The 11,816-nt window shown below is 33.7% G+C and carries 11 protein-coding genes and 2 pseudogenes; 7 read left to right on the top strand and 6 right to left on the bottom strand.

The window, feature by feature from the left end; translation table 11 throughout:
* The 4 genes and pseudogenes from BM227_RS11360 to BM227_RS11345 form a co-directional block, all read right to left on the bottom strand.
* Positions 1-224: pseudogene (locus tag BM227_RS11360) on the bottom strand (IS1380-like element ISSlsp1 family transposase); the annotation flags it as partial.
* Positions 225-635: 411 nt separating this feature from the next.
* Positions 636-1,985, bottom strand: a complete 1,350-nt coding sequence (gene radA, locus BM227_RS11355) for a DNA repair protein RadA (protein WP_092913991.1) — start codon at positions 1,983-1,985, stop codon at positions 636-638.
* A gap of 253 nt (positions 1,986-2,238) precedes the next feature.
* Positions 2,239-3,111: pseudogene (ftsY, locus tag BM227_RS11350) on the bottom strand (signal recognition particle-docking protein FtsY); the annotation flags it as partial.
* Between the two features lie 41 nt (positions 3,112-3,152).
* Complete coding sequence (locus BM227_RS11345) at positions 3,153-3,722, bottom strand: TlpA family protein disulfide reductase (protein ID WP_092913987.1); 570 nt, start codon at positions 3,720-3,722, stop codon at positions 3,153-3,155.
* Between the two features lie 51 nt (positions 3,723-3,773).
* On the opposite strand from BM227_RS11345, the gene BM227_RS11340 reads away from it, so the two are divergent.
* From BM227_RS11340 to BM227_RS11330, 3 genes are read left to right on the top strand one after another with little or no spacing between them, the layout of a single operon-like run.
* A complete protein-coding gene (locus BM227_RS11340) occupies positions 3,774-4,394 on the top strand; it encodes a 5-formyltetrahydrofolate cyclo-ligase (RefSeq protein WP_092913985.1) in 621 nt (206 codons plus the stop codon).
* Complete coding sequence (gene rny / locus BM227_RS11335) at positions 4,324-5,892, top strand: ribonuclease Y (protein WP_092913983.1); 1,569 nt, start codon at positions 4,324-4,326, stop codon at positions 5,890-5,892. Before BM227_RS11340 ends, rny begins: the two co-directional genes overlap by 71 nt.
* 18 nt (positions 5,893-5,910) lie before the next feature.
* Positions 5,911-6,198, top strand: a complete 288-nt coding sequence (locus BM227_RS11330; RefSeq protein WP_092913981.1) for a hypothetical protein — start codon at positions 5,911-5,913, stop codon at positions 6,196-6,198.
* A gap of 4 nt (positions 6,199-6,202) precedes the next feature.
* Here BM227_RS11330 and BM227_RS11325 read toward each other — a convergent pair whose 3' ends face one another.
* Positions 6,203-7,114 (bottom strand): cation diffusion facilitator family transporter, encoded by a 912-nt coding sequence (locus BM227_RS11325; RefSeq protein WP_092913980.1) that lies wholly within the window; start codon positions 7,112-7,114, stop codon positions 6,203-6,205.
* 82 nt (positions 7,115-7,196) lie between these two features.
* Between BM227_RS11325 and cmoB the strand changes: the two genes are divergently transcribed.
* Both cmoB and BM227_RS11315 read left to right on the top strand, forming a co-directional pair.
* Positions 7,197-8,114: a tRNA 5-methoxyuridine(34)/uridine 5-oxyacetic acid(34) synthase CmoB gene (gene cmoB / locus BM227_RS11320; RefSeq protein ID WP_342707905.1), complete on the top strand. Its 918-nt coding sequence runs from the start codon at positions 7,197-7,199 to the stop codon at positions 8,112-8,114.
* Between the two features lie 12 nt (positions 8,115-8,126).
* The gene (locus BM227_RS11315) at positions 8,127-8,606 is read left to right on the top strand and encodes a PaaI family thioesterase (protein WP_092913977.1); all 480 of its coding nucleotides are present in this window, start codon (positions 8,127-8,129) and stop codon (positions 8,604-8,606) included.
* Between the two features lie 8 nt (positions 8,607-8,614).
* On the opposite strand, the gene BM227_RS11310 is transcribed toward BM227_RS11315, so the two are convergent.
* On the bottom strand, positions 8,615-9,208 hold the full coding sequence (locus tag BM227_RS11310) for an MBL fold metallo-hydrolase (protein WP_092913975.1): 594 nt from the start codon (positions 9,206-9,208) through the stop codon (positions 8,615-8,617).
* 195 nt (positions 9,209-9,403) lie between these two features.
* Between BM227_RS11310 and BM227_RS11305 the strand changes: the two genes are divergently transcribed.
* Together BM227_RS11305 and BM227_RS11300 are read left to right on the top strand one after the other, a co-directional pair.
* Positions 9,404-10,540: a DegT/DnrJ/EryC1/StrS family aminotransferase gene (locus BM227_RS11305; protein ID WP_092913973.1), complete on the top strand. Its 1,137-nt coding sequence runs from the start codon at positions 9,404-9,406 to the stop codon at positions 10,538-10,540.
* Positions 10,540-11,472 carry a tetraacyldisaccharide 4'-kinase gene (locus tag BM227_RS11300; protein WP_092913971.1) on the top strand — a complete coding sequence of 311 codons (933 nt, stop codon included), beginning with the start codon at positions 10,540-10,542 and terminating at the stop codon, positions 11,470-11,472. The genes BM227_RS11305 and BM227_RS11300 overlap by 1 nt, the downstream gene beginning before the upstream one ends.
* Positions 11,473-11,816: the final 344 nt, after the last annotated feature.

The raw sequence follows: 11,816 nt of genomic DNA, 5'->3' as shown, positions 1-11,816 counted from the left end.
ATATCATCAAGTACACGACCACTGCTGTGAAGCATTAGAATCAAAGGATATATGAACTCAAATGGATCGTACCCATTTGGATGTTTAGCCAAGGGAATGTTTGTATTACAAAGGTGTTCAAGATTCATACCTTTTAGGTATTCACCAAATATTGCTACACCTGCTCTTGGTGTTAATTTCTCATTTGTTGTTTCAATATCAAAGCTTAATATAGTTTGTGGCATAATTTCCTTCCGTGTTTGAAAAAGTTACACCCATTGGGTGAAAGTTTTAGGTGTAACTTTTTCGTTTGTAAATACCTAATTATAGAGCAATTTGGCTTGTTGTCTAATTTGGTATGGATTTATTGGGGTTTTATGATATATTTACACGGTTATATTATGATAGGATTCATATTTAAGTAGTATTATCATATAATTTTGTGATAAAATCACATATAAAAAGAAAAAGAAATAGCTTATAAAAAGAGATTATAAGATTTATAAGATATAGTTAGAGATAAAATTATCTTTAAAGGTTATAGCAGAGCTACTGAAAAGACCTATGTTTATTGGAACAAAGAATAAATTCTATTTTACGATAAAAAGCATCCAAAGGATATGGAGTAAAAAAAAGTCAAGTACTTATTTCTATACTTACATCCACTCCACAACTTTTGCAACCTCTTCAGCAACAAAGCACTTTATAGGGGTTTTAAATGATGGTTTATTTGGAACTATCGCTTTAGTAAAGCCTAATGTATGAGCTTCTCTTAAGCGTTGTTCTAAATGGAAAACCTCTCTAATATCGCCAATAAGACTAACTTCACCGACAAATATACTCTCATCGCTTAATGGGCGGTTTCTAAAACTGCTGATAATTGCGGCAATTATAGCTAAGTCTGCGGCAGGTTCGTTTATCTTTATGCCTCCTGCAATATTTACAAAAACATCATACTGATTAAATGGAAGTTCAAGTTTCTTTTCTAAAAGGGCAAGTAGCATTGTAAGACGGCTTGCGTCAAATCCGGTAGTTGATCGTTTTGGGTTTCCGTAACCACTGTCTGCTACAAGTGCTTGGACTTCAATGACAAGCGGTCTGGTTCCCTCCATTATGACTGTAACGGCACTTCCTGCTTGAGGTTTGCCTCTGCTAAAGAATTTACTTGCAATATTTTTTGCACTTACTAGACCATCTTGTGTCATCTCAAAGATTCCAACTTCACTTGTACTTCCAAAGCGGTTTTTGAATGCTCTTAGCATTCTAATCTCTTTACTGGCATCACCTTCAAAGTATAGTACTGTATCTACCATATGTTCCAGTACTCTTGGACCAGCAATCGAACCCTCTTTGGTAATATGTCCAATGATGAAAATTGGTATTTGCTTCTCTTTTGCCAGTCTCATCAAGTCGAAAGTAATTGTTCGCACCTGTGTAACACTACCAGGTGCAGATGGCACTGCTTCAGAATAGAGTGTTTGAATTGAATCAATGATTATAAGATCATAACTTTTTTTTGCAACCTCACTCATTACAGCTTCGAGTCTAATTTCACTAAGAAGATAAAGATTATCGTGGTTTGCTCCCAATCTGTTGGCTCGCATCTTTATCTGTCCGCTGGACTCTTCACCGCTGACATAAAGTACTTTTCTATTTTGCTGAGCAAGGTTACCGCCTATCTTTAAAAGAAGGGTAGATTTACCAATACCTGGACTTCCTCCAATAAGAACCAATGATCCTGGAACTATTCCTCCACCTAAGACTAGATCAAGTTCACTGTCTTGGCTTGAAAATCTGCTTACCTCTTCCTCTTCTATTTGAGTAATAGGTTTTGCTTTGGAAGGAGAGGTAGTAGTTTTAGAAATTTCATTCAGTACCTTCTGCTGCTCAGCAGAAAGTTCTATAAAGCTTTCCCAAGCACCGCAGTTTGGGCATTTACCCATCCACTTTGCACTTTGCATTCCGCAGGCTTGGCATTCAAACAAGGAGACTTTTTTCTTAGCCATTAGTATCTAGCTCTTCTGCTTTGTAAGATTTTAGTACCTGACCATCTTTGTCTATTATCTCAAAACAATCACTGTTTTCATTAATATTTATTCTATATGTTTGTGAGCTTTTTCTTTCACTTACAAAATGCTTTGATAGCAGGTCAAATCCATCTTTATCAAGAAGTTCTTCAAATTTAATTCTCTGTGCATCTGTCAAATTATAAAGGTCAACATTATGTGTCTTTCCTGAAGATGGAATGCTGTTTTCATCCTCTTCTGTAAATATAGCATCCAAAATAGTATTAACAAACTCTTTTGGATCAAACGGAGTGAGATCTTCAGCCTTTTCTCCTACACCTACGTAATATATTGGTAATTTCAGCTCTTCAGCAATACTAAAGAGTGCTCCACCTTTAGCAGTACCATCTAGTTTTGTGATAATTATACCGTCAATATCGATCATCTTTTTAAATGCTTTTGCTTGATTTATGGCACTGTTTCCTTGTGTTCCATCAAGAATTAAAATCTTTCTATGAGGTGCACCATCCATAGCTTTTCCACAAACTCTTACAATCTTTTTAAGTTCTTCACCAAGGTTTGTTTGGGTATGAAGTCTTCCTGCTGTATCTATGATGACTCTATCTAATCCTTTTGCTTTTGCTGAACTAATAGCATCGTAAGCAACTGCAGATGGATCGTGACCCTGCTTTGTGTAGACGATGGGAACATCAATTTTTTCTGCCCAGGTTTTCAACTGCTCAATTGCCGCAGCTCTAAATGTATCTGAAGCACCAAGTAGCACTCTTTTCCCATCATTTTTATACTGTTGAGCCAGTTTTGCTATAGTAGTTGTTTTTCCTGCACCGTTAACTCCAACAATTAGTTCAACAAATGGTTTTTCATCTTTTGGATTAATTTTTTCTATGTTATACATAAAGAGGGATATAAGTGTATTGTAAAGTTGAATACGTTTAATTTTTTCAGGTAGAGAATCTATAATTTTTTCTACAAGTTCATAACTTACATCAGCTTCAAGTAAAAGATCTTCTAAATCATCTCTACTTATCTTTTCACGCTTGACTGGGGTTGTTGTCTGGATTGCTTCCAGCGTTTTTTTTAATCCCTTTTTTATAAAACCAAACATATTTTCTCCTTTTTTATAGTTAGAATAGTACCAATTTTAGATTAGTTCTTAATAGCTTCTTTTATATCACTTTCAAGCATCTCTTCTGGTACCATACCTATGTAGTGGCGGAAATATTTTCCATTTACAAATAAAACCATCATTGGTATAGAAAAATTACGTGGTTGATGAAGCATATCTGCCGCTTTGACAGCAAGGTTCATATTGTCACTGCTATTTGAAACAAAGTAGTTTATATTATATCTTTTTTTAAACTCTTCAATCTCATTTGGATCTTTGTTTTCAACAAGTATAGAAATTATTTTTAACTTATCTTTATACTTATTTTGAAGATTTGCTAGATGAGGAATTTCTGCTCTGCAAGGGGGACACCAAGTTGCAAAGAAGTTCAGTAAGACAACAGGTTTGTCTATATTAAATTCAAATTTATCATCTATCTCTTTTATTTTAATAGAGGTGTTGGCATCTTTTAAGGTATAAGTTATAGTCTTTTCTATCTCTTTAACACTTTTGGGTATGATTTCTTCAGTTTTTTTCTCTTTTTCATCACATCCAGAAGTAATTAATCCTAAAAAAACCAATGTAGCCACAGATAAAAGTTTCAATTTCATCAAATACCTTTTTGTTAAAATGTTATTATTATATGACAATAGGGCTTAAAAATGGACAAACAAACTTTTAGAGAGTTATGCATAAGAAAATTAAGAAAAACTGCAAAAATAGGAAAGCTGTATAGAAATAAAAAAGTTTTAAAAGAACTTGAAGAAAATATTATAAAAAGTAATATAAAATCAATTCTTCTTTATATGCCAATGAATCATGAAGTCGATGTAAGACCGCTTTTTAAGAGGTTTCGCAAGGGTATTAGGATTTATGTTCCATTTATGGAAGGAAAAAGTTTTAAATTGGTACAATATAGATTGCCACTACAAAAAAAACGATTTGGCATATATGAACCAATGAATTCAAACTTTTATCTGTCAAAAATAGATATGGCAGTTGTTCCGGTTGTGGGGGTTGACGGAAAACTTTGCCGCATAGGATTTGGAAAAGGTATGTATGACAGGTTTTTTTCAACATTGAAAGATAAACCTATAACAGTTTTCATTCAGCTTATGAAATGCTATACAAAACATAACATTACCGATGAATTTGATATCCAAGCTGATATCTATATAACCCCTGAAGATACTATTTTCCGAGGGAAACATAATGTTAACAGAGTTAATTATAGGAGGTGCAGCAGCCACAGTAAGCGGCGTTGCAGCATTTTTAATAACTAAAAAAATTGATGCTTCAAAGTATGATATTTATATAGAACAAGCAAAAGCAAAAGCAAAAGCGATTGAACACGAAGCAGAAGTTGTTTTGCAAAATGCAAAGCTTCGTGTTACAGAAGCAGAGCTTGAAGTAAAGCAAAAGTATGAAGAGGAGCTCTCTCGTTTAAATGCTGAATATAACTCAAGGCTTGCAAAACTTGAAAAGCGTGAAGATCAGCTTTCACAAAAAATAGATGAAGAACTTGGACAAATTTCAGAAGAGCGTGAAGCTATAAAAGCTGAAAAAGCAAAAGTTCAAGCTTTACAACAGCAACTCGAGGCATTGAAAGATGAGTATGAGTTAAAGCGTAAAGAGGCAATGAAAATTCTTGAGCGTGCTTCAGGCTTAACAGAGTCAGAAGCAAAAGAACTCGTACTCAAACATGCTGAAGAGGAAGCAAGAGGTGAGATAGCTCATATTGTACGTAAATATGAAACTGAAGCTAAAGCCGAAGCAAAACGTAGAGCCAACTATATTCTTGCTCAAGCTACAACACGTTATGCAGGTGAGTTTGCTGCAGAGCGTCTTATAAATGTTGTACATCTTCCAGATGATGAGCTAAAAGGGCGAATCATAGGAAAAGAGGGCAGAAACATCAAGACGCTTGAAATGCTGCTTGGGGTTGATATTATTATCGATGATACTCCAGGTGCAATTATTTTAAGCAGTTTTAACCTCTATCGTCGTGCCATTGCAACTAAAACTATTGAGTTGCTCATAGAAGATGGTCGTATTCAACCTGCTCGTATTGAAGAGATATATGAAAAGGTTGTTGAAGAGTTTGAGCAGAAAGTTTTAGAAGAGGGTGAACAGATTGTTGTTGATCTTGGAATATCGCCTATGCATCCTGAGTTGATGAAGCTGATAGGTCGTCTTAGATATCGTGCAAGTTATGGACAAAATGCACTTGGACACTCACTTGAAGTTGCTCATCTTGCAGGTATTATGGCTGCAGAGATGGGAGGCGATGATGTACTTGCAAAACGTGCAGGAATTTTGCACGATATTGGAAAAGCATTAACGCATGAATATGCAAGAAGTCATGTTGATTTGGGTGCGGAAGTGTGCCGACGTTACAAAGAGCATCCGGTAGTTATAAATGCTATCTTTGCTCATCACGGTCATGAAGAACCTGAAACAGTCGAAGCAGCTGCTGTTTGTGCTGCAGATACACTATCTGCTGCAAGACCGGGTGCAAGACGAGAAGTGCTTGAAAGTTTTCTAAAGCGTGTTAAAGCAATAGAAGATATTGCTACATCTAAGCTTGGTGTCCACCATGCATATGCAATCAATGCCGGAAGAGAAGTAAGAGTTATTGTAGATGCTTCACTAATAAACGATGATGAAGCAATACTCTTAAGTAAAGAGATTTCAGATGAGATTGAAAAAGGTGTTCAATATCCAGGAGAAATAAAGGTTAATGTTATACGTGAAGTTCGTGCAGTCAATTATGCACGATAAAAAAAATAGGAGAATCTAATGATTAATAGATGTGAACAAATAAAAGCATACTTCAGAAGAGAAGAGCGATATGAAGGTTTACAACTTGTATTTAAAGAACATCCTGAATTAAAAGATGAGATTCTAAATGCTATAGAAGAGACAATGGCTGAAACAGGTGAAAAACCTATTGTCTTTGAAAATAATGAAAAGTTAAATGCAGAACCTTATGCTTTTTATATTGAGTTTAATGATGATTACGATAAAGATGGAGGAAATTTTTTCGAAATTCTTTTAAAAAAACTTGGAATTGATAAGTGCGAATAGAAGCTTATGCTTCTATATTCGCAAATTTTTGTGACTCTTCAACATTTACTTCAGAATCATCGTAAGGATCTAAGTGAATATTAATTAGCCAGTCTGCTTTTGGATTAATCGTTTTTATTTTTGCTTCCACATTGTCAGCTATGCGATGAGCCTCAAGCAGTGACATTTCAGGTGTAAAGACTAAATGCACATCAACAAAGTAATCATTTCCTGCTTTACGCGTTCTTAACCAGTGATAGTCATTGACACCAGGCTCATTTTCTATTACCTCTTTTATCTTTTCAACAATATCTTCATCAAGTGAAGCATCTAACAGTACAAGAATACCATCTTGAATAAGTTCAAATGCAGAGTAAACTATATATATTGCAATTAAAATACCTAAAATTGCATCTATTAAATAAAAGTCTGTAAAGTATATTACAACTAGAGATACTAAGATGGAACCATTACTTAAAAGGTCTGTTTTATAGTGAAGTGCATCAGACTTAATTACCATATTTTGTGTTATATTTGCTACATGGTTTAGAAATAGAACTAACGCTCCAGTCATAACTAAAGATATAACCATAACAACTATAGAAGCGCTAAGGTGAGTAACTGGCTCTTGATGAAGCATCTTTTGAATTGCTTCATAAAAGATGAAAAATCCAGAAAGTGTAATGACTAATCCCTCTACAACAGCAGCAATTGCTTCAATTTTGCCACGTCCATAGTTAAATGTTTCATCTGCAGGTTTTTCTGCATTTGAGACAGCAAAGAGATTAAAAAGGGATACTGCTAAGTCCAATCCTGAATCTATGGCAGATGCCAAAACAGCTACAGAACCACTAATGATTCCAACAATTAGTTTAATAACTACCAATGTTACTGCTACCGATGAACTAATTATAGTAGCTCTTTTTTGTAAAGTCATCTATTTCTCCGAAGAATGGTTTCCAAAATTTACGAAATTTTATCTTATTTAAACTATAATCCTCTTTATGAGAGATTAGAGTGTGGAGATTGCTTTGGATATAGATAAAATAATTAAAGAGCGTCAGTCTTGGTTTAATTGGAAGAATATTGCACCAATAAGAGAAGAGTTAAATAAACTTCCAGATATAGATAACATTGAATGCAAGTTTGATGATTGGATTACTATAGAGTCATCAAGTGTCAGTGATGAAGATAGAAGCAAACTATATAATATTGCAAAAATGATGATGCCTTGGAGAAAAGGACCATTTGACCTTTTTGGAATAAAAATAGATAGCGAATGGCAAAGTTTTAAAAAGTTTAATCTGTTAAAACCATATTTGGACTTAGAAGGTAAAAATATTGCTGATGTTGGATGTAATAATGGCTACTATATGTTCCGTATGCTGGAGTTTTCTCCTAAATTTGTAATAGGTGTTGATCCTTCTCCTCTTTTTCGTTCACAATTTGATCTAATCAATCATTATGTAAAAAGTGATAAGTTGAGATTTGAGATGCTTGGTATTGAACATATGCCTGGCTTTGCCGATATGTTTGATACAGTTTTTTGTTTAGGTGTGCTTTATCATAGAAGTGATCCTATTGTAGCACTAAAAGCACTAAAGCAGAGCTTAAAAAAAGGTGGAGAGTTAATTTTAGATACATTTATGATAGATGGTGATGAACCAATCTGTCTTGTACCTGAATCGACATATTCAAAGATTTCAAATATTCACTTTATACCAACAATTACAGCATTGGAAAATTGGTGCAAAAAAGCTGGATTTGAGCGTTTTGAAGTACTTGAAATAGTTCAAACAAGACCTGATGAACAGCGCAAAACAGAGTGGATGACAGGTGAAAGTTTAAGTGATTTTCTTAACCCTGAAAATCCAAATGAAACAGTTGAAGGGTATCCTGCTCCAAAACGTGTTTATATTAAAACATATAAAAAATAATAAGGAATAATTATGGCTGAAGAAATTGAAAATGAGACATCTCAAGAGGAAAAAGAGCAGTACCTCATAATGGATGATGAAGTTGAATTAAATACTCATCAACGGATCAATAAAGAGTTATGTGGTAATGTTGTTGAACTTTCAGAAGGGTACGCAAAAGTTGAGTTGCTTACCACACGTGAAATGGCAGTGGATCAAATGGGATTGGTACATGGCGGTTTTACTTTTGGAGCAGCAGATTTTGCAGCAATGGCAGCAGTAAATGATCCAAATGTTGTTCTAGTAAGTAGTGAATGCCGTTTTTTAAGCCCTGTAAAAGTTGGAGATACTGTTACATTTGAAGCAAGAGAACGATATCATGAGTCTAGAAAAAGACGTATTCATGTGGTTGGCAAATTTAACGATATAAAAGTTTTTGAGGGAAATTTTTTAGCTGTTGTTTTAGATAGACATGTTTTCAAACTAAAACTTATTAAAGATGAAGAGAAGTAGAACTTCTCTTAGATTATTGTAAGCCAATAAGTAATATTTCTTTTCTCAATGTCGAGTGTACTGTTTGGACCATGACCAGGGTAGAGCGTAACATTTTTTTTGTAGTTCATCGCTCTATTTAAACTTTTTTTCATATCTGTTGGATTGGAGTATGGAAAATCTACACGGCCTATAGATCCTTTAAAAAGAAAGTCTCCACTAAACCAGCAATCATCAATTTCGATGGCACTACACCCTGGCGTATGTCCTGGAAAGTGTAAAAATTTGATTGAAATATTTTCAATATTTATAATTTCATCAGGTTTAACAGCTATATCAGCATGAGAAGTAGGTGTACCTTGGCTGAAAGGATCATTTTCAAGCATAAAAACATCACCTTCAGGGCAATATATTGGGATGTTAAGTTTATCTTTTAACTCTTGATTACTCCATACATGATCAAAATGACCATGTGTATTTAAAATCGCCACTGGATTTTTTGCGTGCTTCAAAACCCAATCAGTAGCTCCAACTCCTGGATCTATAATAAAGTCTTTATTATTTATAGTAACAATATAACAGTTTGTCTGGTAAACACCCATTGGTTTAACTTTAATATTCATAATATTGTCTCCTAGTTTTTTGAGAAATTGTACATTAATTTGCTTATGATTACTATATTTAATACCTATAAAATGTTTCATTGTTATAAAACATAAATAATTTATCTGCCTTATCAATATTAATTAAATATAAAAGCTTTGATTAATATCTATTTCAGTATTATGTACTTTAGCATTTTATCACAGGAGCATTTTATGGCACGTGAAATTCCTTTTTTTAAACCTGATATTAGTAATTCTGAAAGAGAACAGATTGATGAAGTATTAGATCTTGAAGGTTCTTCAAAAATTGAAGATCTTGAAAATGAGTTTGTAAAAAAGACTGGTGCAACTTATGCTGTATCTACAAACAGTGGCACATCGGCACTTCATCTTGCAATGTGTGCGATGGACTTAAAACGTGGTGACAAAATAATTTGTTCAGTAAACTCTTTTCCTTCTGTTCCAGAAGTAGTAAGACATTTTGATGCAGAGCCTATTTTTGTAGACATAGATAGTGAAGATTTCAATATAGATTTAGATGCTTTTGAAAAGGTTCTTGAAGAAAACAAATCTAAAAAACTTAAAGGTGCAATTATAAACCATGTTGGTGGTCAACCTACAGATTTAGATCGCTTATATGATATAGCAAGCCGTTTTAATATCAAAATAGTAGAAGATGCTAGCGATGCACTTGGCGGAACATATAATGGTAAGCCTATTGGTGCAACTGGAGCAGATATAACATGCTTTAGTTTTTCACCTCATATGAAACACTCAATAGCAAATGCAGGAATGCTTTTATGTGAAGATGATACTCTTTATGAACGATCTGTACTTTTAAGAAACCATGCTATTCAGTCAAGTGGATGGGATAGATATGGTAACTTAGAATATATGTATGATGTCATAGATATTGGATGCAAATATGACATTAGCGTTCTTGATGCCGCATATTCATTAGCACAATATAAACGTGTAGATAAAATGATAGCACGTAGAAAACAGATTGCTGGAATATATGACAAAGAGTTAAATGGTATAAAACATATTACTTTGCCAGTTAAAAAAAGAGATCATATTTATCAACTTTACATTATACGTATCGATCGTAACAGAGATGGTTTTGCCCGTGCTTTAAGAGAAAGAGGTATCCATACAGGGTTACACTATATTCCATTACATCTATTGAACTACTATAAAAACAAGTATTCTTTACGTGTAAATGACTTCCAACAAGCTCTTCAGACTTATCAGCAGGTACTCTCTTTACCTATCTATCATAATATGACTGACAGTGATGTAGAGTATGTCTGTAGTATGGTTAAAGAGGTAGCAGCACAGCATATTTAATGCAAAAGATTGTTAACTTCTTTGAAAATCTTTTCTATCGACCAAGGTGGTATCATTGGTCGATAGGAATTCTACTACTACCATTTTCTTTTCTTTTAGCTTGCATAATGTGGATACGCAGGCGAATAATCAAGCCAAAATCTTTTGATATACCAATAATAAGCATAGGCAATCTCCTTGTTGGCGGCAGTGGTAAAACTCCTATGACAATAGCTTTAGCACAAAAATTTAAAAAACCTGCCATTATTTTACGCGGTTATGGAAGAAAAAGCAGTGGGCTAGTAGTTGTTAGTGAAAATGGAAGTATTCAAACTGATGTTATGGTCAGTGGTGATGAAGCAATGCTAATTGCTAGAAAACTTACAAATGCTACTGTTATAGTTTCAGAAAATCGCATTGATGCTATAAAAAAAGCAAAAGATTTAGGAGCTGAGATTATCTTTTTAGATGATGGATTCAGTAAAGTTAACATTAAAAAATTTGAGATTCTTCTATTCCCTGAAAATATTCCAAACATATTACCTTTACCTTCTGGACCATTTAGAGAGTTTTTGTTTGAAAAAAAGTTTGCAGATCTAATTTTGACTGAGGGGAAAGATTTTAAAAGGGTTGTAAAGTGTGTAGGTTGTGATAAACCTATGATTCTAGTTACTGCAATTGCAAACCCTCGAAGGTTAGATCCGTATATTCCAAAAGATTTAGTTAAAGGAGAGTACATCCTTCCAGATCACTCTTGGTTTGAAAAGAATGAGATTGAAGCAGAAATGAAAAAATATGGTGTAGATAAAATTCTTACAACTGAAAAAGATGCGGTTAAATTTGAAAAGTTTGGTTTTGATATGGCTATATTAGAGCTTGAGCTAGAGTTTAATATGTTTAAGGTCATTAATTTTTACCTAAAAAATTATAATAGTGGAACAAAATTTGCTTAAATAGTTGTATTAAAATAGTGTTATAAAGCCGTTTTATAAGAAACAACTTAAACGGCTGAAATTTTAAAAAAAAACATACCTTTTTGTTTCATTTTTAAAACACTTCAAAACTGCGAAGTGTTTTGATGATGAAACATAAGTTTCATCAATAACACTAACAAGGTATCGGCTTGTAGTTTAATAGAGCCGATATAGTTTGATTTTTGTTGTTGTGTTAGCTCTTTAACAATTCATTGTCAATGGCACAAATACAATCAAGAGGAAGTGCTATCTATTTTGTTGGTTGTGCAACAAATACTCTCTTAGGATCATAAGGTGTATTATGCACATAGATTGCATAGATA

Source organism: Hydrogenimonas thermophila (assembly GCF_900115615.1).
GTDB classification, from domain to species: Bacteria; Campylobacterota; Campylobacteria; order Campylobacterales; family Hydrogenimonadaceae; genus Hydrogenimonas; species Hydrogenimonas thermophila.
This window is presented reverse-complemented; position numbering and strand designations above follow the sequence as displayed.